The sequence below is a fragment of the Pseudoalteromonas sp. 2CM28B genome (genome assembly GCF_023161935.1).
In genome coordinates this window covers 342,636-365,817 of record NZ_JALNTH010000002.1, presented here as the reverse complement: position 1 = coordinate 365,817, position 23,182 = coordinate 342,636, and the positions used below count along the sequence as shown (strand labels likewise).

Below are 23,182 nucleotides of genomic sequence, written 5' to 3'. Positions count from 1 at the left end.
TGATTATACATGTTTTAGAATTTAAATGAGGCTTTATTATTACTTAAATCCGATAATGCCATCCCTTCCCTGCGAGGATCGGCGGCGCCATACAAACGGTTATTTTTAACTTCTACCGCATGCAGCCCAGAGTTTAAGTCAATCACGCGCACATCATGGCCGCGCTTTTTAAGCTTTGGTACCACAGCTTCAAGTGCAGTGCCTTTTTCTACGCTGGTGTAGTCGTTGCGATTAGTGGTTCGCGGTAAATTAATGGCTTGTTGCGCGTTTAAATTCCAATCTAAAACGCCAATAACAACTTGCGCTACATAATCAATAATGCGACTACCACCAGGAGAGCCGACCACTAAACGTAAGCTCCCATCTTGATTAAATACCATTACGGGTGACATTGAGCTGCGCGGACGTTTATGGGCTTCTACTCTGTTAGCCACTAACTTGCCATTTTTACGCGGCGAGAGTGAAAAATCAGTCAGCTGATTGTTTAAAATGAAGCCATTAACCATGACCGTCGAACCAAACGCCATTTCTATAGAGCTGGTCATCGAAACAGCATTGCCTTTGCTATCAACAATCGAGACATGTGACGTAGACGGAAGTTCAAAAGAGTCATCATTTGCGTAGCTTAAGTAATCAACTGGATCACCAGGAAATGCTTTTTTATCTTCTTCGCTAATTAACTTTGCGCGGGTAGCGATGTAATCTTTGTTTAATAACTCCTCGGTAGGGACTTGGGTAAAATCAGGATCGCCAAGGTATTTATTTCGATCGGCAAACGCAATGCGCGATGCTTGGCTAAAGTAATGAATAGCCTCTGCGCTATTAGCTTTAATATTGGCCATATCTTTATGTTCAAGCAAGCCTAAAATTTGTAGCACCGCTACACCACCACTACTAGGTGGTGCCATTGAGCACACTTTGTAAACGCGGTATTTAATACATACAGGGGCGCGCTCTTTGCTGGTGTAGTTAGCAAGATCTTGTACAGATAATTTACCCGGGGCAATTTTTGATTTCTGCACTGCACTTACCATGGCTTTTGCATTATCACCTTTATAAAAAGCATCAATCCCTTGTGAGGCAATGTCTTTGTATAAATTAGCAAGCGGCTGGTTTTTTTTAATACTGCCTACTTTGATCACTTCACCATTGGGGAAAAAATACTCATTGATCACCGGCATACTCATAACACCCGGGTTTAACTGCCTAACGAGTAAGCCATGTAATCGTGGAGATACTTCAAACCCTTGTTCAGCTAGTGCAATAGCTGGCTTAAATAACGTTGCCCATGGCAAATTACCATATTGTTTATGGGCACTGGCAAACGCATGTAAAATACCTGGCACACCCACAGAGCGACCACCTACAACTGCCTCAATCCATTTAACAGCTTTGCCATGTTCATTTAAAAACAGGTTTTCATCGGCATTACTGGGGGCTGTTTCGCGACCATCAAAACTAGTGAGTTTATTGTTAGCTTTGTTGTAATACATCATAAACGTACCACCACCAATGCCTGATGACTGCGGCTCAACTAATGTAAGCACTAATTGGGTGGCAATTGCGGCATCAACGGCGCTTCCGCCTTGGGCTAAAATGGCCTTTCCCGCTTGTGAGGCATAAGGATTTGCAGCCGCAACCATGTATTTATCGCCAGGTACTAATTGCTTTTGTACTACCCCTGTGGCGGCTTCTGGTTCACGGGTTTCAATTTGGCTTGCTTGCTGTGCAAATAAAGGGAAAGACAGTGCACTTAAAGAGAGAGCAAATAAAGAGTTGAGCTTAAAATTCATAATTACTGATTAAACTTAAATTGCATGGAAGATAATTGGCATCTTAAAGTTAAACAGGCACAATATGCAAAAATAAATATAAAAAAATGATCATTAAATGCTTAATTTACCCCTTCAGCCGCGTTATGTTTTACCCCCCTTGTGTTTAATTGTATTAAGTACGCTCTTAGCATGGCTTGGTATGAACAATGGGCTTGAGTTTAATCGCCCATTAATTGAACAAGGCCAACTGTGGCGTTTATTTACCAGCCAATTTGTGCATGCTAACTGGGCACATTTAGGTTTAAATTGTGCCGGTATAGCACTTATTTGGTTGCTTCATGGCGAATACACAACGCCTAAGCATTACAGCTTTAATGTTGCACTCCTTGCGCTTTGGTGTGGCTTGGGTGTTTATTGGTTTTGTCCAACAATCATTATTTATACAGGGCTGAGTGCGCTATTGCATGGCGTGATCGTGTGGGGGGCCATAAAAGATGTCACCGTTGGGCTAAAATCAGGTTATATCTTGTTTATTGGCGTATGGATAAAGCTTATTCTTGAGCAAGTTAATGGTCCAAGCGCAGAAATTGGTCAACTTATTCAATCAACGGTGGCCGTTGATGCGCATTTAATTGGCGCAATTGGTGGGGTTTTATTAGCTGTGCCGCTGGTTGTAAAACACATCAAAAACGATAATAAACACAGCTAAAAAAACGCCACATAAGTGGCGTTTTTATTTTTAGTCGATTAAAGCGTTTCTTTAAACAGTTTATAAATTCGACGGTATTCATCTAACCAGCTCGAAGGCTGAACAAAACCATGCGGTTCTACTGGGAAGATTGCTGTTTCAAAGTTTTCTTTTTTAAGTTCTATTAAACGCTGTACTAAACGCACTGAATCTTGAAAGAACACATTATCATCAACCATAGGCGCATTTATTAATAAATGCTTTTTAAGCCCTTCTGCATAATAAATAGGTGAACTACGCTCATAGGCAATCGGGTCAACATCAGGGTGATTCAAAATGTTAGCCGTATAACCTGTGTTGTAATGAGCCCAATCAGTCACTGGACGAAGCGCTGCGCCTGATTGAAACAAGTCTGGCGCGGTAAATAACGCCATAAAAGTCATAAACCCACCATAAGAGCCACCGTAAGTCCCTACCGCTTGGGTATTAACATTGGCATTATCCGCCATCCATTTTACGCCATCGGCTAGATCTTGTGTTTCAGGTGTTCCCATTTGGCGATAAATAGCCGTTCGCCAATCACGACCATAGCCTTTAGATGCGCGGTAATCCATATCCATTACTACATAACCTTCATCTGCTAGTAATGAATGGAACATAAATTCACGGAAGTAGCCAGACCACCCCATGTGTGAATTTTGCAAGTACCCTGCACCGTGGTTAAAAATAACCGCTTTGCGGGTTTTGCCTGTTTCACCCTCTTGGTAATCAGCGGGGTAATAGACTTTGGCGTATATGGGCTGATCTGTATGACTTGATGGCACAGCAACAATTTTAGGCGCTGTGAGTTTTTTAGCTAAAAACGCATCAGATACCGTATTGGTTAAACGAGTCGCGGTTGTGTTTGCTTTAGCCTCTGCCACATAAAGTTCAGTCGGCATAGTGATTTTAGAATGTCTAAGTAATAACTTAGATTGATCAGGGCTTAAGGTGTAATCCGTCATACCGTTTAAGTCGGTTACTTGCTCACTAACACCTGTTTGTGGATTAACGCGGTATATTTCGTAAAGACCCGGATGCTCAATATTCGCTTTATAGTAAATAGCACTATTGTCATCAGTAAGGGTTAAGTCAGACACTTCAAACTGACCTTGTGTTAAAGCTATAGCTTTGCCATTTAAAGGTTTTTTATAAAGCTGACTGTACCCCGACTCTTCCGATAAATAATAAAGCGTGGTTGAGTCATTTAACCAACCAAAGTCGTTAAACGCATACGCAATCCACGCATCGTCATGTAAACGGTGTTGAGATACGAGTTTGTTATTTTCAAAATCAACGGTGGCCAACCAACGATCTTTGTTATCCCATGCTTCAAGCATAATCGCCACTTGGCTGCCATCATCGTTCCAGCTGATAGGCGATTGATCCCATCCCCAGTCTGAAATTACATTAATGCCACGCGGTTGTTTCTTAGACTTATACGTTTTGCCATCGCGGGCATAGTTTTCTTTTTTAATCTCAGCGAGTACATCTTCATCAAAACCAGGCAGGGTATTAAACCCTAAAGTAGTTTGGCTTTGATCTGCAAGGTTAATATAAATAATTTCAGAAGTTTGCTCTTTAGCGTCAGCCACACGACGGCGAACTTTCTTAGGCTCTATAGTCGCATCATCAGTGATGTAGTTAGGCATAATGTCGCCTTCACCACGCCATGAACTTTTTTCTTGAACAACCACAATTAACGCGTCGCCATTTGGAGAAAGCTGGGCTTCATCAACCGTGTTGCCATCGCCTAAATAGTAATGCGTGTTGGCAATTGAGCTATTTTGAGTTTTGACTTGCTCATTTCGCGCATACTTGTCTTGTTTGTTTTTATGCTGCAGTGCAATGTAATCAATCAGCTTATGTTGTTCTTTGGCAATATAAGTTGTTGGCTCTTTTACGCCTTGTGGTTTGTCAGCCAGTTTTAAATTAGCAATTTCACGGGTTAAACCTGTGGTTAAATCTACTTTAAAAAAGATATTACCTTGGCGATACGCTAAGTTACCATCGTTTAAAAATTGTGGTTTTGACTCGGTGGCTGAGCTTTGCGTAATTTGCTTAATTACGCCTGACTGTACGTTTTTAATAAATATGTTGCCTTCAAACACATAAGCTTGAAGTGATTTATCGTTAGAAAAAACAGCTTTGCTTGAGCCTACGCTGTGAAGCTGATTTAAAGCCACTTGCTCTGCTGTTTGAGCGTTTACAGCTTGAGTGAATAAATCTCTTAGCTCACTACCTTGTTGTTTTCGCGCGTAAATAACAGTACTTGAGTCAGCACTCCAAAATGCACCTTGCGGTTGACGTCCAATCCAATCAGGGTGAGCCATCGCTTGTTCAAGCGTAATTTTTGAGACACCCATGTCTGCAGGTGTGTTAACAACACTTGCAACCTTGGTATTTGTTTGAATAGCTGAGTCATTAGAAGTTGTGGCGGTTGCTGTACAGCCCGCTAACATAACACTTGACGCAACAGCCATTGCAACAAGTGTTTTAGAAGATGAAAATTTAAAAATCATAGTGCTTCTTGACGGTTATTATAATTAACCGTATTTAAGCAGAAGCACCTTTATAATTGCAATTATTTAAGATAAACAACGCTGATATCGGGGTGAGTAACCCGTTTATTCAACCGTTAAATCAAGCCATACCATACGGTGGTCACTTGATGCGTTTCTATCTTTGATTAAACGGTACAATTCGCTTTGTTTTTTCGGCCAAAATACGCCACCATCTTTAATGGTTAGTCCATAATTTGAAGGCAGAACATAATCAACGCGTGCTTGCCAATTAGCAGTGTAATTTTTAGCATAAGCTTGTGGGTATTGCTCTTTAGCGCCCTCACTGGTTGGAATAAAACCGGCATTAATCATCGGGCTTTTAAGTAACTGATCTGTTGTATTTGTGCGCTTTTTATCGCCCTCAGGGGCGGCATTTAGGTCACCTAAAATCACAAAGCGTGATTTTGCTGCAAGCCCGCCCTTTTTACCGTTATCGTCATACAGGTAACTTTCGTTATTAACGTAATCAGCAATTAATCTAATTTCATCATGATTACGAATGCCGTTTCTGTCTTCATCTCCATCAAACACAGGCGGCGTAGGATGCGAGGCTAACATGTGAACGACTTTATCATTTACTTTTACCGGTATATCCCAAAACGATTTAGAGCTTAAACGTAAAGCATTCCATTCTTCTTCGTTATACCAATTTGTATTGTTTTTTGGGTCTACCGGCATTTGTACATTCGGTAAATCTTTGTGCTTAAACGTTTGCAGAGTTCTGATGTTGTCAAAATCAATCGGGTAACGAGACAAAAACGCCATTGCGTAGTGGCCTTCAAAAAATCCAAAACCCTGTGCATCGCCCATCACACCATTTTTTTTGCCATCGTTGTCTAAATCAAACTCAGTTGCTAAGCCTGTGTTAACTGGTGCAATGTAAACATAAGGGTAATCGATAGCCGCTTGATCATTTTGCCCTACATTTAAGTAATGGGTTTTAAAGTATTCGATCCCTTGTGATTTAGGGACGTAGTCGAATTCATTTAAAAGCACGACATCTGGACGAACGCGTTGAATTATTTCAGCAATATTTTTAATTTGCTGGTGGTCAGAACGCAGCGCGTTAACCAAAGCATCGCTTTTTACTTTTTCATTTTTAGCGGTGTAATTGGTTGCATCCATACTGACATTAAACGTTGCGACCCGTAATGACTCTGCGTGAACATAGCTTTCTGAAACCAGTAACAATAAAAAGCCACCAATAATTTTAATACCGAGATCATGTCTCATTATATGAATCCATCTATGATTAATAATAAAATAACACAGCTAACCACGATCCAAAGAATCACAGCCATTAAAAACGGTTTAATTCCCGCTTGCTTTAGTACCGATAATGACAAACCACTGCCTATTAAAAACAATGTCATCACTAGTATTTGCTTCGCTGCAATGTTTATCAACTCCCAATAAAATGAAAGCGACGGCACATAGGTATTAATTAATGCTGCTAATAAGAAGCCTACAATAAATAATGGAATACTCGCCTTTTCATCTGAGCGCATAAACACACCTGCAAGCGTAGTATATGGAATAATCCACATAGCACGAGTAAGCTTCACTGTTGTTGCTATGCTCAGTGCCACTGCACCATAAGTAGCCGATGCACCTACCACGCTACTGGTATCATGAATTGCAAGTGCAGCCCATAATCCAAACTGCTCTTGGGTTAGTTCAAAATAATGCCCAATTGCAGGGAATAATAATAACCCTACACCATTGAGTAAAAATACGATAACCAGCGCCACAGCCACTTCATGATCTTTGGCTTTTATAACCGGTGCCATGGCCGCAATAGCGCTACCACCACAAATAGCGGTTCCAAAGGAAATTAACACGCCTGTGTTACGATTAAGTTTAAACACTTGAGTTAAAATTTCGCCAAGCCCAATTATGGCAGTTATACTGACAATTGTTAACACTAAAGAGCTGCGACCAACCTCAATTACCTGATTAAAATCAACAGCAAACCCCAATCCCACAACTGCCAACTTTAGCATCCATTTACTGGCCTTTTGTGATAACTCAGCAAACGGGTTACCCAAGGTAATCGAAAATAACGCCCCCATAACCAAGGCACTACCAGCGCCAATAAATGGAGTGATACACAAGGCCAGTAATATTATAAATACAGGTTTATGTAATTTAGCGATAATCATAACGTTAAGCGCGAATGAGTTTATTAGTCAGTTTATGGACAACGGGGGCAACAAATATAACCGTTGGAAAGGCAATACAAAAGGCACACACAATAATACAAAACTTTGGGTGGATCATTGAAAAGAACCTTTAGAAGGTAAAGCGATAAATTGAAGTTAAGTTCAATTTATCGCTTTGTTTTTTAACTTATAATAGCAATTTACTGGTAGCTAATACACCGGGGTAATCTTGCTCTGGCAAACACATTGCGAGTTCACCAAGGCGTTCACCTAATTGCTGTAAATTATCAGCAGATACATTAATGTGGCCCATTTTGCGACCAGGTTTTACACTTTTACCGTACCAATGGCTGGTTACATCTGCTGTTTTTAACACATCAATAGGGATTTGTGGTTGGCCTAATACATTTATCATAGCAGTAGGCTGCTTAATTTGCGTACTACCTAAAGGTAGGCCGGCAACAGCGCGCATATGGTTTTCAAATTGCGAGCAATGAGCACCTTGTTGCGTCCAATGGCCTGAGTTATGAACTCGCGGCGCAATTTCATTAACCAATAATGTACCTTGTACATCAAAAAACTCTATGGCCAATACACCTACATAATTAAGCTCATTTGCAATTCGGGTAAATGCCGTTATTGCTTGTTGCTCTAGTTGGCTATTATTGTTTTTACCTGCAACCGAAAGCGTTAGTACCCCCTCGGTGTGCTCATTTTCAGTTAATGGATAAATAGCAACGTTACCCTCTTTATCGCGCGCGCCAATAATAGAGACTTCACGATCAAAAGGGATCATTTTTTCTGCAATTATGGTGTGCGGAGCGTGCTCAGTGCCTGATGCAATAAAATCAGCCATTTCAGCCCAAATCTGTTCAATTTGATCGTCTGATTTTAAACGCCATTGGCCTTTACCATCGTAACCCGCTTGGCATGTTTTAATGACTAATGGCTTACCAAGTGTTTGAACCGCGAGTTCAAGATGCGCTTTTTCTGTAATTAATTGATATGGCGCGCATGCAACAGCGGTTTTATCTAGGAGCGCTTTTTCAAGCGCACGGTCGCCACCGGTTTTAATGGCTTGTTTGCCCGGATAAAACTTATTGCTATTACAACACTGTGTAAGTACATCATCTGGAATATGTTCAAACTCGGCCGTAATAGCATCAGCGTTTTCTATCGCTTGTTCGAGCGTTGTTGGGTACACTTCGTTTGTAAGCGGATGCACAATCTTTTTGCTGCCTACATCATAAGCAACCACATTTAAATTAAGCGGTGCACCAGCTAAGCTCATCATTCGTGCTAGCTGCCCTGCCCCTAAAATTAAAATATTCATGATTACTCTGCAGGATTTGGGTTAGCTAAAACAGTCTTAGTTTGTTCTTTACGGAACGCTTCGATTTTTGCGAATATTTCTGGATTTTGACATCCTAAAATTTGTGCCGCTAATAAACCTGCGTTTGCAGCACCGGGCTCACCAATAGCAAGAGTACCTACCGCAACACCTTTTGGCATTTGGCAAATAGATAACAGAGAATCTACACCGTTTAGCGCTTTAGATTTAACAGGTACGCCTAAAACTGGCAGAGATGTAAACGCCGCCGCCATTCCCGGTAAGTGCGCCGCGCCACCTGCGCCTGCAATAATAACTTTAATACCGCGTTCTGCGGCTGAACTTGCGTAATCGGCAAGTAATTGAGGAGTGCGGTGGGCAGAAACCACTTTAGTTTCATACTCAATGCCAAATTTTTCTAGCATAAGGGCGGCGTGTTCCATGGTTGGCCAATCTGATTTAGAACCCATAATAATGCCAACAGTCATAAATACTCCTCAGTAATGTATTTTAAAAATAGCGGACTTATGTCCGGTTTTATGGCGGCTATTATATACTTAAATGCTGCACTAATGCGACCAGCAGACAATAAAAAAGCCATGTTAAACATGGCTTTTTTTAAACAGCGAAACAATCAGCAATTAAGCTTCTTTACTCGCTAAATATTCTGAGTAGTTACCTCTAAAGTCGATAACTTTACCGTCTTTAATTTCCCAAATACGAGTGGCAACTGATGATACAAACTGACGGTCGTGTGACACAAACATCAAGGTACCTTCATACGCTTCAAGCGCTAAGTTAAGTGCTTCAATTGACTCCATATCCATGTGGTTGGTTGGCTCATCCATAAGTAAAATATTTGGCTTATGCATCATAATTTTACCAAATAACATACGGCCTTGCTCACCACCAGATATAACTTTTACTGATTTTTTTATATCGTTTTGTGAAAACAACATACGACCCAAGAAGCTACGCACTACTTGCTCATCGTCGCCCTCTTGTTGCCATTGCTCCATCCACTCAAACAAATTCATGTCTTTTTCAAACTCATCGGCATGATCTTGTGCATAGTAGCCAATGTTTGCATTTTCAGACCATTTAAACTCACCGCTTTTAGGCGCTAAACGTCCTGCTAAAGTGTTTAATAATGTTGTTTTACCCACACCATTTTCACCAATAATAGCAATGCGTTCACCTACTTCAACTAGGCCTTCTAATCCTGAGAATAATGTTTCTTCAAAACCTTGCGATAAGCTGGTCATTTCAAGCGCGTTACGGAATAACTGCTTTTCTTGTTCAAAACGAATAAATGGCGACTGACGTGACGACGCTTTTACTTCGTCTAATTGAATTTTATCAATTCGTTTTGCACGTGAAGTGGCTTGCTTTGCCTTTGACGCGTTGGCAGAAAAACGCGATACAAATTGTTGAAGCTCTGCTATTTGGCTTTTCTTTTTCGCGTTTTCACTTAATAAACGTTCGCGTGCTTGAGTAGCTGCAAACATGTATTCATCGTAGTTACCCGGGTAAATACGTAGCTCACCGTAGTCAATATCGGCCATGTGCGTACATACCGAATTTAAAAAGTGACGGTCATGCGAGATGATGATCATGGTACAATCACGTTGATTCAATACATCTTCAAGCCACTTAATTGTATAAATGTCCAAGTTATTGGTAGGCTCATCGAGCAGCATGATATCAGGGTCTGAAAACAAAACTTGAGCTAGAAGCACACGAAGTTTAAAACCTGGTGCAATTTCTGACATAGGTCCGTAGTGCTGCTCTGTAGCAATACCCACACCTAATAGTAACTCACCCGCTTTAGATTCAGCCGAGTAACCGTCCATTTCAGCAAATTCAGTTTCAAGATCGGCAACTTTCATGCCGTCTTCTTCACTCATTTCAGGTAGGCTATATATACGGTCACGTTCTTGTTTAATATCCCACAATTCTTTATGACCCATAATCACGGTATCAATAACAGAATATTCTTCGTAGGCGAATTGATCTTGGTTTAGTTTAGCAACGCGCTCATTTGGATCAGTACTTACGTTACCCGAAGATGGTTCTAATTCACCACTAAGGATTTTCATAAAGGTCGACTTACCACAACCATTAGCACCAATTAGACCATAACGGTTTGATTCGCCAAATTTAGCTGAGATATTTTCAAATAACGGTTTAGCACCAAATTGCATGGTGATGTTAGCTGTACTAATAATAGCGCTACCCTCCAAGGGAGACTGAAGTATTTAAATTGCGCGCAGTTTAAACCAAATCACCGTTTTTTTCTATGAAAGTTTATAGCACCAAACTCAAAGTAAACGGTGGCTGTTTATTAACTATAAAAGCAATTAAATAGCCAAAGTACTGGGCGAGAAAATGTGCTAAAAAGGTGAGTAAAACTCATTATTGTACCATTAATGCAGTAAAAAATGTTTAATAAAAAAACAACTAGCATCAAACCCTTTATAAATTATTTAATCGCGTTAACAGGCGACTTAGTCGCATTTTACTTTTATTAACAATTAATACGGCTATACTAACTTTTATTATAGTTTTAGAGTTTGAGCTCTACCCATGCCGACAGACGCAACTATGAAAAAAATTCAACACTCCCTCTCCTGCATTTAAGCCTAATATCTTATTCCAAAATTAAATGGCAGTTTATACGGCTACAAAATAAAAACAGCATTAACTTAAAATGAACAAGCCGCGTGTTTTGTGCTAATTATCATTGATAATTTTTCACTTTTGAGCCTTTTATTGCTTTGCTAGTCTGCATGACTTCGAATTTAGTAATTATAAAAACGTCTTTAATTTAGGCAAGGCACACACAATGAAAAGAAAATTAGTATCGCTAGCAATTGCGGGTATTTTAGCTGCTCCAACTGTTTCAGCAGTAGAAGTGTTTAAGGATGAAAAAAATACAGTCGCAGTAGGCGGATATATTGATGCGCGAGTGATAAATACTCAAGGTCAAAACGAAATCGTCAATGGTGCCTCACGAATTAATTTTGATTTTAAACGCCAACTAAAAAACGGCTGGGAAGCAATGGCTTTAGTTGAATGGGGTGTCAACCCTGTTGGCAGTAGCGATATTGTATACAACAACCGTTTTGAATCTATTCAAGATGAGTTTTTATATAATCGTTTAGGTTATGCAGGACTTAAACACGATAAATACGGCCAAATTACGATTGGTAAACAATGGGGTGCGTGGTTTGATGTTGTGTATGCAACAAACTACAGCTATGTATGGGATGGTAACGCTGCCGGTGTTTACACTTACAACAAAGACGATGGTGCAGTAAATGGTACTGGTCGTGGTGATAAAACACTGCAATACCGTAATAGCTATAACGACTTTGACTTTAGTGTTCAAACTCAGTTAAAAAACAGCGCTTTTTATACTTGTGATGTAAGCAATATTACAGAATCACAATGCCAAGCAAATTTTGAGTCTGGAGATGCTGCTGCACAACAAGTTGAATTTAACTATACGTTTGGCGGTGCAGTAACCTATAACGTGACTGATAAGCTAAAACTGACCGCGGGTATTAACCGCGGCGAGTTTGAATTAACGTATGGCGACGGAACAACCCGCTCTGTTGACGATTCAATTTATGGTGCAGGTGTTATTTGGGGCAATATTGATGCGCCAGGCTTGTATGTAGCCGCTAATATCAACAAAAACGAAAACCACGATACAGATAACATAGGTCGTTTAATTAAAGATGCGATTGGTATTGAAACATTTGTGTCGTATCGCTTTGATAACGATTTTAGACCATTTATTGCCTATAACTTATTTGATGCAGGTGATAACTACGTAATTCAACCAAACTTTAATGCCGATCCTAACGATGTATTTAAGCGTCAATTTGCTGTTATTGGTGTGCATTACTTAATTGACCAAAACACCAAACTTTATGTAGAAGCACGTAAAGACTTTGGTGATTTTGAAAGTAATAATAAACAGCAGCAAGCGCTAATGGAGCAATCTGAAGATGACGGTATTGCTTTTGGTTTTAGATACGTTCTTTAATCTCAGTTGAGCTTTCAAGCTTAAAATCACAAAGGTAAACTTAAAGCCCTGCAAAATAGCAGGGCTTTTTTTCGATTTGTTTAGTTGAAGCTTGAGCTATTTTTTCTTAAATGCTTTTTTTAACGCACGCGTCCCCTCTGTTGGCCCTAGAATAAGCCATAAAAAAGCAACCCCTCCTGGGACTAAAACTGCTTTTAATATTGGCCCTAGCAAATAAGAATAAAAATAAATTAGTGGAATAAAAAGTATATAACCAATAACACGTTTGATAAACTTCATGTAACATCCTTATAAAAATGAGCGTGCTCACAATATTAATTGAGCGCGCTCAATTAATCAAATAATGACTTAGCTCTTTTATTAAACAAACAAGTAAAGCATTGAAATATAATGAGTAAAAAAGAAAAAACACGCGATAAAATTTTAGCTTCAGCATGGGAATTATTTTTGCTGCAAGGTTACGATCACACATCAACAAGAGAAATAGCGGTTGCAGCCAATGTTGCTGTAGGTACAGTGTTTAGTCATTTTGAAAATAAAATTGATTTATTGATGGCCGGTATGCAACAACAAATAGCCGTTATTATTAACCAAGCAAAGCAGTTAGATACGCAGCACTCCCCTCGCTTAAAGTTACGTCACTACGCTCATCCGCTTTATTCTTTTTATTGTGAAAATAGTGAATTTAGTAAGCTATTAATTAGCGACATCATTTGGAGAACGTCTTTTTTTAAAGCGCAGATGGATGAATTTAAACAACTGCTTTTTAGTGAACAACCGAAGTTTGATGAAACAAAAGCAAGCGTAATGATGGACTGTTATTTTATGACCTTAATAGATGGGTTAAACGACCCCTTACCTAATGCTGAAAATATGCTTAGACAGTTAAGTAATAAAATAGCGCTTTTGTAATTAAGTCCTAAAGGTATAGACCGGTGCTGATATAAATAAAGCACCGTCCACCTTTTTTGTTATTTAAATTCTTTATTTAACGACTCAGATAGCCAAACTCAATAAGCGTTATAAACCCATCACTCCACTTATGAGTAAATTGATAATTTATATTACCTCATTGCTAAGATTACATTTAAACACCATTTAGTATGATGTGTTCTTTCGTGTATTACCTTACATCCACCAGCCAGCCATTTAAACCATAAAATAAGGTAATTTATAGCAAAACGGCTTAACTGTACACATATACAGTTAAGCCGTTTTACTAGTGCTACTCTTAATTAATAAATTCATCATAGCCCGTTAAAGCCCCCTTAATACTCAATGCTGGATTATCATTATGCTTTGCATCAGGGTTTACTTTACTCCTCCGCACTAACCAGTTATTAGTATGGCTTACTAAACTTTGCTCTAAGTTATTATAAGTCTTAAGCATTACTTTATGCTCAGCCCCGCCAAAAGTAAAATATAATAAGGTGGGTCTATAGTAGCTCTGTGTTTGAACTTGTAAAAAGGCATTAAAATGATTTAATACGGTCATATCGTCGTACCAAGGCGCAGGACTAAATGCAAAGTAACCATTAAATAGCATTGGTTTGGTGTGCAGCATATATAAAGTAAAACTGCCCCCTGCCGAGAATCCCGTTAATATACGGTTTTCAGTTAACCTGTATTTAGCCTTTAAATAAGTAATACCAATTCGCTTAATTAAGTGGTTTATTTTGAGGCTGAAAAAACGAGTTGATAGCTAGGCAAAAAATTCGCTATTTAGTTGTTCTAAATGAGAGTTTTTAACACAGGTAGCGACACGTTTAGCCCCGCAAAATGATTAAGTATTATTGCGGATTGGTATAAGTAGCTCTTGCTCTATAAAAGCAAAAAACAAATCAGCTTTACCAAAAATTTCTGGCGAAGTTTCATGTTTAGACCGAGGATTTGTATTAACGTCTTTCCTTGCATAAGGTGGTACTAAATCACGATTTCGCGTATCGATAAAAAACTGATTAGGTATAGCAACTAAAATAGCCTCATTTAATATGCTTTCAGTATTTAATGCTTTTAGTGCCTTATCCCAATTAGCTAAATTAAAATAACCATCTGTTTTTATAATAAGTGGATACGCTTTATTTTTGTCAAAATCATCGGGTAACCTTATAAATACCTTACAAGACTCATTAAGCACTTTCGAATCTAGGGTTACATCAACAAAGTCTGAAACATTATTTTGATAATAACTAAACCCAATTATTACAAACCCAAATACACTAACAACTAACAATACATTTAAAATAATCGCTTTTTTAATTCTCATGTGCCATCCATTTTAGTTAATTGCTTATGCCATACGCCGTTATTAAGTTGCTGGTTAAATACAAAGCCAAGTTTAGTGAGTAAGTTATAACAGCGAACATTTTTGCCATGAATTTCTGCATATAAGTGCTCAATGTTTAAAGAGCTATGCACTTCACTGACAAAGCCTTTAAGTACTTCTTGCATTAAGCCTTGCTGCCAATAGAGTGGATCCAGTTCAAAACCAATATAAGCACTTTTGGTTTGTTTACATATTTTATATAAGCCACATGTACCCAGTAGTTTGCCACTCATATTATGTTCAATTGCAAGCCGAACACCTTCACCTTGGTAATAACTCGATATATCATCTTGAATTAACTGCTTAATATGCTGTTTATTTAGCGGGGTTTTATAATCGTTAAACTCATAAACGAGTGGATTATTTAAAATTGTTAATAGCGCTGCGCCGTGTTTGTGGGTAATTAAACGTAAGGTAACGCGGGGTAATTTTATAGTTTTAAACATGCCTACGCCAAATAAAGTAAACGCGCTTTAAATAGCACTTTATAGAGCGTCATTATTAACTTACCATACCGTATTCACAAGCATTAATTGAGATAAACTATGAGTGACAATTTTAAAGTAATACAACCCACTACTACTGTTTACTGCCCAAAACGTGGTGAAGGTTGGACCCTTACCGGCATTACTAATATTAACGAGTTTACATCGGTTATGTTTGATGGCGTTCGTTATACCTTACCAGCACGTGAAATTGTAGAGCAGTTATTACCTAATCAATTAGCGCGTGAACAACAAGATAAGTAAGGTACTTGTAATAGAAAAAAGGCTGCAGTTATTTGTAGCCTTAAAGATTTTCATTATTAACGTTTTAAAACATAAATACCGAGTGGGGAATCTAGACGAAGGTTATGCTCATCAACATGTAACACTTCCCATTTTCTAACTACTTCTCCCGAAATTACATGTAATATTTTGCCTTCCCTCGTGTAAGGGTAGTACCTATTCCGATGTTTTTTCATTATTTGGAGAATACCTGAATTATCAATTTTTATTGTATCTATATCTGATGCAATAATTTCAATTAACTTCCATTTAAACTGAATATCATTCTCTTTCGAATAAAGTAAAGGTGAATAGATCAGCGTAATTAAAATAGCGAGACATTCCAAGCCCTGACCAAATTGCATATGCCATTCCAACAGGAATTGATTTGAGAGTGAGTGAAAGCAGATAAAACGCTGCACCATAACCAACAACAAGTAACGAAGGAGCTAATTTAGTAAAACCCTCACTAGACTTCAAACTAGATGTTGCAATTACCTCATAAATGATAGCCGCGGATAAAAATATCCAGTTCTTCATAGCTTTCTCCGGTTTTTATATCTCGCGCAAGAATATACTAATATTCAAGAAATAAGCAGTCTTGTTCTTTCAAAAAAACTGTGAGCACATGAAGCATCTAAAGCTTCGTTAAGCGGTGAGTAGCAGTTGGCTATAATTGTGGGGCGGAGCCGAGCCAACTGTTACTAATCCGCCTTAAACGCCTTATTATGTGCTGCTGAACGCTTACTTAGAAAAGATCTACTTTTTTAGATGCTGAGTTAGGGATATTATCATCTGAAAATTTCCCACATATTGACGCCATTCCTAACTTTCTAGCATCATTGGGTAAGCCAAATCTGGCAGAAACCCTGCTTACTGCATCATCGCATCTATGCCACTCATCTTTATCTCCAAGTAAGTACGCTATGCGAGAGTAAAAAAGGTCATACACGTAAGGATGATCAGGTTTCCCATTTTTGCCAACAGGTAGCCCTAAAGTAAGAAGACTTTGATTTATTTCAGTTTCTTCTATTTCTAACCGAGACCTTGTAATTCCATTTTTTTCTTGTGCGACAAAATTAAATGCGTACCCGTCAATTTCATTTGCGACAACGTAATAACCAATAGATGTTCTAGTTGCATTAAACCCATCTGGTGTATTTTCGAAGTTAACGTCACTAGGATCTGAAAGTCGAATGACTTCTCTTGCAGCAGATATAACTTCCTCTTTATTGTGATTTTTATATTCCCTTAATTTCCATTCCTCCTGAGAAAGATCTGGACGTTGGCTTGCACAACCAGCTAATACTAAAATTAATGCAGCCACTACTAATTTAACCATTTACTACTCCTTGGTTTCCTTGGTTATTAAAATTCCTGATGGTATAACTGTACCAAAGCACATACAACTTTATCAGAGGACACTTTCCTCTTTTTATGAGTAATGTATGTCTTCTTAATTATTTTTAATATTAGTAACAAATCCTGTAACACATTGCCAGCTTTAAACTTTAAGACAGGCTGTTCTTTTATTAAAATGAAGAAAAGAGGGAAACCTCCTCATTTCTTGACTTAGGAGGAAAAATACCAATGCTGTATATAAATACAGATAAGTAGGATTTAAAATGAAAACTAAGTCCCCTTTCCTTAATAGTATTATCAACTATATGTATAGCCATCATTATGCTAAAAAATCTATTGAAACTTATGTCTTTTGGATTGCTGCCTATATCCATTTTCATAATAAGCGATACCCTACCAGTATGGGCAATAATGAAGTGGAAGTATTTTTAAATCACTTAACAATTACTAAAAAAGTGGCAGCGAGTACACAATCAACCGCTTTAAATGCACTTGCTTTTTTAATATAAACATATTATCAAGAATGAGCTTTCATTAGATTTAAATTTCATCAAAAGTAACCGCCAACAGAAACTTCCTGTCGTACTTACACAAACTGAGGTATCGCTACTTTTTAGAAATATAAATAAGCGACATTATTAGATAGCAAGCTTGCTATATGGAAGTGGTTTACGGCTGATAGAAGCAGTAAAAATAAGAGTTCAAGATATTGACTTCGACTATAAAAAAATACGTATATGGAACGGTAAGGGTAATAAAAATCGTATTGTGACACTTGTTGAAGAATTAATACCAATGCTAAGAAATCAAATAATTCAAGTTGATGAATATTTACAGTTAGATTTAAAAAATGATGCGTACGCCAGTGTATGGTGCCTCATCGAATTAGTAAAAAATACCCAAGTGCTAATAAGTCATTACAATGGCAGTTTCTGTTCCTATCACATAAATTAAGTACAGCCCCTGAAACAGGAGAAATAAGACGCCATCACTTAGATCGTTCAGGGGTAAGAAAGGCAGTTAAGCTGTCTTCAACAAAAGCTGAAATTAATAAACACGTTACCCCACATACTTTACGTCACTCTTTCGCTACGCATATGCTGCAAAGCGGCGCTGATATCCGCACAGTACAAACACAGTTAGGCCACAGTGACATACGTACTACACAGATTTATACGCATGTTTTACAACAAGGTGCTAACGGGGTTGTTAGCCCTTTTTCAAGGTTATAAACCTCCCCTATTGAAAACAAAAAAGCACAACTCGCTTGAGCTGTGCTTCCAATAAATAAATGAGAGCTGACAAATTACAAACGAATACCACCGTCTATTTCTACCACGCGGCCAGTAAAAAAGTCGTTTTCGATAATATACTGAGCAGTATGGGCTATTTCAGCGGTTTCACCTAAGCGCCCTACAGGGGTTACTGCTAGCATGCGCTGTTTGGCTTCTGGCTTCATTGCATCGGTCATGGCGGTGCTAATAACACCTGGGGCAATGGCACCAACGCGGATACCAAAACGGCCAAGTTCTTTAGCCCATGTAGTGGTTAGTGCCACAACACCCGCTTTTGAGGCAGCGTAGTTAGTTTGGCCAATATTACCCGCACGCGCTACGCTCGACATATTTACAATTACGCCGCCTTTGCCTGATTCAATCATGTGGCTAGCCGCTTCGCGCCCGGCTAAAAATACACCTGTTAGGTTAACGTCAATCACTGATTGAAATTGATCAAGCGACATTTTTTTAACCACTTTGCCATCTTTGGCTTTTATAAACATGCCATCGCGTAAAATGCCGGCGTTATTAATTAATACCCCAATGTGACCAAAGTCACTGTTAATGGTATTAAAAACTTCTTCAACTTCGCTCTCAACGGTTACATTAGCGCTGTAGCCTTTTATAGTACCCGTTACGCCTTGTAATGCAGATAGCTGCTCGGTTGCTTCATTTAACTGTGCTTGTGCCATATCAATTAAGGCAATATTAGCGCCCATTAAGGCAAACCTTTGCGCCATTGCAAAACCTAAGCCTTGTGCGCCACCGGTAATCACTACGGTATTATTTTTTATTTCCACGATACTTTCCTACTTCGAAAACAATTTAAAAATGGCACTAAAATCATCACTACCCGCACCTTGGTGCTGCATCATAGTGTATAAATTTTTAGCCATTGAGCCCATTGGCGTTAGTGAATTACTCTGCTGCGCTGCTTCCATAGCAAGGCCTAAGTCTTTAGCCATTAAATCAACCATAAAGCCAGGTTTATAATTATTACTTGCAGGAGCGGTATCCATAACACCTGGACAGGGGTTATAAAGTTCTAACGTCCAGTTTCGACCCGAGCTTGCGCTCATTATGTCGCTGAGTACTTTTGCGTCGAGGCCGTTATTAATGCCCATTTGAATGGCTTCACTGGTGCCTGCCATTAAAATACTCAACAGCATATTGTTACATATTTTGGCAACTTGCCCTGCACCAATATCACCAGCATGGAATATGTTTTTACCCATATCGACTAATACAGAATTCGCTTTATCAAATGCAGCTTGCTCACCACCAACGATAAACGTAAGCGTTCCTGCTGTTGCACCTGCTACACCACCCGATACCGGTGCATCAACAAACGCAATACCTTGCTCACTTAGGGCATGGCCTACATCACGGGCTGATTGCGCATCTATAGTTGAACAATCAATCACTAAGGTGCCTTTACTCAGTATTTTAATTAAACCCGATTGCTCGTCTGTGCCTAAATAAAGTGATTTAACATGTTTGCTTGCCGGTAGCATGCTAATTAGCACATTAACGTTGGTTGCACAGGCTTGTGCATCTTTTGCTGCATTGGCACCTTTTTCAACTAGCTCGTTCACTGCATTAGCACTTAGGTCGAACACGCTCACCGTATGGCCAGCTTTAATTAAATTAGCCGCCATTGGGCCGCCCATGTTACCTAAACCAATAAATCCTATATTGAGTTTACTCATCGCTTTACCCTTGTAAATTAAGTTGAGAAAAGTACGGCTCTAGCGGATGTTGCTCGCCAAAGCGATTTGCAAAAAAGCTCTCTACCACTTCTTTTGGTACATCAGCTAACGTTTTAAACTGCCAGTGTGGCGCACCGTCTTTATCGATTAGTAAGGCACGTACACCTTCTTGAAACTCGCCCACTTCACCGGCACGAACCGACATCGCAAGCTCCATTTTAAAACACTCTGCCAACGTTTTACCTTTGCTGTGTTTGAGCTGCTCACTCACTAAGGCACAACTTAATGGGCAACCATGCGCCAACGATTTTTGTGCGCGTTGTAGCCATTTGTCATCAGTGGTTAGGTTTAAAATGTAATCTACCTGCTGCTCTAATGTGTCAAACTCACCAAGCTTTTGAATCAAGCTTAAGTTTGCTTTTAAATTACCTTTGGGCATACGACTAGAGTTGTTATCTAACTCAATTAGCAAGTTACTTAGCTTGTCGTGGTTTAAGCTTGCTGTTTTACCCCATTTTGTATTGAGTAATGCTTCAACAAGCTCTGGGTACTTATCGGCATTTACAAAGTGGTCGGCAAGCGATACAAGCTTAGCGTCTTCACAATTTATAGATGCCGAGGTCAGCCCTAAAAACAAACCAACATGGGCGGGCATTTTATGTAAAAAATAACTGCCGCCTACATCAGGGTAAAGCCCAATAGTTTGCTCTGGCATGGCAATGCGTGATGTTTCGGTAACCACACGATGACTGGCACCGGCCATTAAACCTAAACCGCCGCCCATTACAATCCCGTTACCCCAGACTAAAATGGGTTTGTTGTAACAATGAATAAGGTAATCGAGCTGATACTCTTGAGTAAAAAACTCTTCAACCAGTGAGCTCGGTTTACCTTCACTCATTGCTTTGTGTAAGCTCACTACATCGCCACCGGCGCAAAATGCTTTTTCACCTGCGCCTTTAAGAACCACTAATGCAATGTTATCGTCTTTGTCCCATTGCTGTAGTTGCGGCTCGAGTAAGCTGATCATTTCAAAATTTAACGCGTTTAATGACTTAGGCGCGTTAAGCGTAGCAAAACCAATGAGTCGGCCATTGTCTGTGGTTGCCGTTTCAAATACCACGGCAGCATCAGCTGAATTTAAACGGGTTAATTCACTCATTAGCCATTCACCCAATTAGCTTTGCGCTTTTCTAAAAAGGCGTTCACGCCCTCTTGCTGATCTTCGGTATCAAATAAACCAACAAACAGTTCACGTTCCAGTGGCAACGCATTTGCCATAGGTTGATGACGCCCTTTTTGAATCAATGTTTTACACGCAGCAACCGACGATGGGCTTTGCTCTGCCACTTGGTTTGCCAGTTTTAGCGCTGCTGCAAAACTTTCACCTTGTGCAACCACTTCTTCCACTAAGCCAATTTGTAGGGCTTTATCGGCTTTTAAGCGCTCACCGCATAAAATCATGCGTTTTGCCCAGCCCTCGCCAACAAGCCATGCTAAGTTTTGCGTTCCACCAGCACAGGGTAATAAACCCACTTTTGCTTCAGGCAATGCCATTTGTGCTTGCTCTTCTGCAATACGAATGTCGCAAGCAAGTGCTACTTCAAGGCCGCCACCCATTGCATAACCATTAATGGCTGCAACCGACACGCCTCTAAAATTAGTTAACGCTTCAAACGCTTCACCAAATACACATGACATATCTGCAGCGACACCTTTATCGCCACTGGCAAATACATTGAGGTCGGCACCGGCGCTAAAAAACTTCTCGCCTTCACCAGTCAGTACTAATGCATAAATATTTTTATTGGTATTTAATTGGTTAACCGTGTCTTTAAGCGCCACTAAGGTGTCTTTAGTCCAGGTATTCGCTGGCGGATTCGACATAGTTAAAATAGCTACATGGCCTTCAATAGTTAATTCAATGCTAGGATTTGACATACTAATCTCCTTATAAAACTTCGCTGGCTGATTCGGCTAAAATACGACGCGCAATAATCACACGCATAATTTCGTTAGTGCCCTCAAGAATTTGATGAACACGTACATCTCTAACATGGCGCTCAAGCGGGTATTCTTTTATGTATCCGTAGCCACCATGAATTTGCAGCGCGTCATTACAAACAGTAAAACCTACATCGGTTGCAAAGCGTTTAGCCATAGCACAATAAGTGGTTTTTTCACTGTCGTTAGTATCGAGTTTAAACGCCGCTAAGCGCACCATTTGGCGTGCTGCTACAAGCTCGGTATTCATATCGGCAATTTTAAACTGTAGCGCTTGAAACGCAGCCAATGGCTTACCAAATTGGGTACGCTCTTTTAAATACTCACGTGCGGTATTAAGTGCCGCTTGGGCTGTACCAATAGAGCAAGTGGCAATATTAATACGGCCGCCGTCTAAACCTTGCATGGCGAATTTAAAGCCTTCACCTTCTTGGCCTAATAAGTTTGCGGCTGGAATACGCACATCTTCAAAGCTAATTAAACGTGTGGGCTGTGCATTCCAGCCCATTTTTTCTTCTGCTTTGCCGTACTCAATGCCTTTGGCATCTGCTGGTACAACAAACGCTGAAATGCCGCTTGGGCCATCTGCCCCTGTACGCGCCATGACCACTAATATTTCTGTTTCACCGGCACCTGAAATAAACATTTTTGAGCCGTTAATAACATACTCATCGCCATCGCGAACTGCTTTAGTTTTTAACGACGCAGCATCAGAGCCAGAACCTGGCTCCGTTAAACAGTACGATGCCAGTAATTCACCCATTACCAATTGCTCAACGTATTTGTCTTTTACTGCATCGGTGCCAAAGCTTGCGATCATCCAGGTTGCCATATTATGAATGGTTAACATTGCCGTTGTTGCAGTACAGCCCAGTGCAAGTTGCTCAAAAATAATGCTTGAATCTAAACGAGATAAACCTAAACCACCGGCTTCTTCTGGGGTGTATAAACCACAAAAACCAAGCTCACCAGCGGCTTTAATTGTGTCTTTTGGGAAAATATGTTCGCGATCCCACTTGGCAGCGTGTGGTGCTAGTTCAGATTCTGCGAATTGACGCGCCGTTTGCGCAAAAGCTTGTTGATCTTCAGATAAGTTAAAGTCCATGGTAGACCTCTTGTTGTGTT

22 protein-coding genes and 2 pseudogenes are annotated in these 23,182 nt (G+C 39.6%); 5 read left to right on the top strand and 19 right to left on the bottom strand.

The window, feature by feature from the left end; all coding sequences use genetic code 11:
- Positions 1-14 precede the first annotated feature (14 nt).
- Positions 15-1,793: a gamma-glutamyltransferase gene (gene ggt, locus MTN96_RS04125; protein ID WP_069439457.1), complete on the bottom strand. Its 1,779-nt coding sequence runs from the start codon at positions 1,791-1,793 to the stop codon at positions 15-17.
- Positions 1,794-1,890: 97 nt separating this feature from the next.
- On the opposite strand from ggt, the gene rrtA reads away from it, so the two are divergent.
- Entirely contained in the window at positions 1,891-2,484 is a 594-nt protein-coding gene (gene rrtA / locus MTN96_RS04120) for a rhombosortase (protein WP_248530797.1), read from the top strand.
- Positions 2,485-2,522: 38 nt separating this feature from the next.
- Here rrtA and MTN96_RS04115 read toward each other — a convergent pair whose 3' ends face one another.
- From MTN96_RS04115 to MTN96_RS04085, 7 genes are all read right to left on the bottom strand, one after another.
- The gene (locus tag MTN96_RS04115; protein WP_248530796.1) at positions 2,523-5,024 is read right to left on the bottom strand and encodes a prolyl oligopeptidase family serine peptidase; all 2,502 of its coding nucleotides are present in this window, start codon (positions 5,022-5,024) and stop codon (positions 2,523-2,525) included.
- A 105-nt stretch (positions 5,025-5,129) separates the two neighbouring features.
- Positions 5,130-6,299: an endonuclease/exonuclease/phosphatase family protein gene (locus MTN96_RS04110; protein WP_248530795.1), complete on the bottom strand. Its 1,170-nt coding sequence runs from the start codon at positions 6,297-6,299 to the stop codon at positions 5,130-5,132.
- Entirely contained in the window at positions 6,299-7,228 is a 930-nt protein-coding gene (locus MTN96_RS04105; RefSeq protein WP_248530794.1) for a YeiH family protein, read from the bottom strand. The genes MTN96_RS04110 and MTN96_RS04105 overlap by 1 nt, the downstream gene beginning before the upstream one ends.
- Before the next feature lie 4 nt (positions 7,229-7,232).
- Positions 7,233-7,346 (bottom strand): DUF2798 domain-containing protein, encoded by a 114-nt coding sequence (locus MTN96_RS04100; protein ID WP_248530793.1) that lies wholly within the window; start codon positions 7,344-7,346, stop codon positions 7,233-7,235.
- Between the two features lie 69 nt (positions 7,347-7,415).
- Positions 7,416-8,561: a 5-(carboxyamino)imidazole ribonucleotide synthase gene (locus MTN96_RS04095; protein ID WP_248530792.1), complete on the bottom strand. Its 1,146-nt coding sequence runs from the start codon at positions 8,559-8,561 to the stop codon at positions 7,416-7,418.
- A 2-nt stretch (positions 8,562-8,563) separates the two neighbouring features.
- The gene (gene purE / locus MTN96_RS04090) at positions 8,564-9,046 is read right to left on the bottom strand and encodes a 5-(carboxyamino)imidazole ribonucleotide mutase (protein WP_036982714.1); all 483 of its coding nucleotides are present in this window, start codon (positions 9,044-9,046) and stop codon (positions 8,564-8,566) included.
- A 153-nt stretch (positions 9,047-9,199) separates the two neighbouring features.
- Positions 9,200-10,786, bottom strand: a complete 1,587-nt coding sequence (locus MTN96_RS04085; protein WP_214552433.1) for an ABC-F family ATPase — start codon at positions 10,784-10,786, stop codon at positions 9,200-9,202.
- A gap of 617 nt (positions 10,787-11,403) precedes the next feature.
- Here MTN96_RS04085 and MTN96_RS04080 point away from each other — a divergent pair.
- Entirely contained in the window at positions 11,404-12,612 is a 1,209-nt protein-coding gene (locus MTN96_RS04080; RefSeq protein ID WP_248530791.1) for a porin, read from the top strand.
- A gap of 96 nt (positions 12,613-12,708) precedes the next feature.
- Here the strand turns inward: MTN96_RS04080 and MTN96_RS04075 are convergent, their stop codons facing one another.
- On the bottom strand, positions 12,709-12,891 hold the full coding sequence (locus MTN96_RS04075; RefSeq protein WP_069439449.1) for a hypothetical protein: 183 nt from the start codon (positions 12,889-12,891) through the stop codon (positions 12,709-12,711).
- A 111-nt stretch (positions 12,892-13,002) separates the two neighbouring features.
- Between MTN96_RS04075 and MTN96_RS04070 the strand changes: the two genes are divergently transcribed.
- Positions 13,003-13,524: a TetR/AcrR family transcriptional regulator gene (locus tag MTN96_RS04070; RefSeq protein WP_028835232.1), complete on the top strand. Its 522-nt coding sequence runs from the start codon at positions 13,003-13,005 to the stop codon at positions 13,522-13,524.
- A gap of 319 nt (positions 13,525-13,843) precedes the next feature.
- On the opposite strand, the gene MTN96_RS04065 is transcribed toward MTN96_RS04070, so the two are convergent.
- From MTN96_RS04065 to MTN96_RS04055, 3 genes are all read right to left on the bottom strand, one after another.
- Positions 13,844-14,218: a hypothetical protein gene (locus MTN96_RS04065; protein WP_248530833.1), complete on the bottom strand. Its 375-nt coding sequence runs from the start codon at positions 14,216-14,218 to the stop codon at positions 13,844-13,846.
- Between the two features lie 177 nt (positions 14,219-14,395).
- Positions 14,396-14,878 (bottom strand): alpha/beta hydrolase-fold protein, encoded by a 483-nt coding sequence (locus MTN96_RS04060; protein WP_248530790.1) that lies wholly within the window; start codon positions 14,876-14,878, stop codon positions 14,396-14,398.
- Complete coding sequence (locus MTN96_RS04055) at positions 14,875-15,384, bottom strand: GNAT family N-acetyltransferase (RefSeq protein ID WP_036982724.1); 510 nt, start codon at positions 15,382-15,384, stop codon at positions 14,875-14,877. Before MTN96_RS04055 ends, MTN96_RS04060 begins: the two co-directional genes overlap by 4 nt.
- A 99-nt stretch (positions 15,385-15,483) precedes the next feature.
- Between MTN96_RS04055 and MTN96_RS04050 the strand changes: the two genes are divergently transcribed.
- Positions 15,484-15,687 carry a hypothetical protein gene (locus MTN96_RS04050; RefSeq protein ID WP_036982727.1) on the top strand — a complete coding sequence of 68 codons (204 nt, stop codon included), beginning with the start codon at positions 15,484-15,486 and terminating at the stop codon, positions 15,685-15,687.
- 357 nt (positions 15,688-16,044) lie between these two features.
- Here the strand turns inward: MTN96_RS04050 and MTN96_RS04045 are convergent.
- Together MTN96_RS04045 and MTN96_RS04040 are read right to left on the bottom strand one after the other, a co-directional pair.
- Positions 16,045-16,245: pseudogene (locus MTN96_RS04045) on the bottom strand (multidrug efflux SMR transporter); the annotation flags it as partial.
- Positions 16,246-16,453: 208 nt separating this feature from the next.
- Positions 16,454-17,047, bottom strand: coding sequence for a hypothetical protein (locus MTN96_RS04040; RefSeq protein ID WP_248530789.1), 594 nt, complete (start codon positions 17,045-17,047; stop codon positions 16,454-16,456).
- A 283-nt stretch (positions 17,048-17,330) separates the two neighbouring features.
- Here MTN96_RS04040 and MTN96_RS04035 point away from each other — a divergent pair.
- Positions 17,331-18,299: pseudogene (locus tag MTN96_RS04035) on the top strand (integron integrase).
- Between the two features lie 74 nt (positions 18,300-18,373).
- On the opposite strand, the gene MTN96_RS04030 reads toward MTN96_RS04035, so the two are convergent.
- Genes MTN96_RS04030 through MTN96_RS04010 form a run of 5 tightly spaced genes read right to left on the bottom strand, consistent with a single transcriptional unit; the run spans position 18,374 to position 23,162 of the window.
- On the bottom strand, positions 18,374-19,144 hold the full coding sequence (locus MTN96_RS04030; protein WP_248530788.1) for an SDR family oxidoreductase: 771 nt from the start codon (positions 19,142-19,144) through the stop codon (positions 18,374-18,376).
- 9 nt (positions 19,145-19,153) lie between these two features.
- A complete protein-coding gene (gene mmsB / locus MTN96_RS04025; protein ID WP_248530787.1) occupies positions 19,154-20,053 on the bottom strand; it encodes a 3-hydroxyisobutyrate dehydrogenase in 900 nt (299 codons plus the stop codon).
- A 4-nt stretch (positions 20,054-20,057) separates the two neighbouring features.
- Entirely contained in the window at positions 20,058-21,215 is a 1,158-nt protein-coding gene (locus MTN96_RS04020) for an enoyl-CoA hydratase/isomerase family protein (RefSeq protein ID WP_248530786.1), read from the bottom strand.
- Positions 21,215-21,994 carry an enoyl-CoA hydratase gene (locus tag MTN96_RS04015; RefSeq protein WP_036982737.1) on the bottom strand — a complete coding sequence of 260 codons (780 nt, stop codon included), beginning with the start codon at positions 21,992-21,994 and terminating at the stop codon, positions 21,215-21,217. Before MTN96_RS04015 ends, MTN96_RS04020 begins: the two co-directional genes overlap by 1 nt.
- 10 nt (positions 21,995-22,004) lie before the next feature.
- Positions 22,005-23,162, bottom strand: a complete 1,158-nt coding sequence (locus MTN96_RS04010) for an acyl-CoA dehydrogenase family protein (RefSeq protein WP_010389955.1) — start codon at positions 23,160-23,162, stop codon at positions 22,005-22,007.
- Positions 23,163-23,182: the final 20 nt, after the last annotated feature.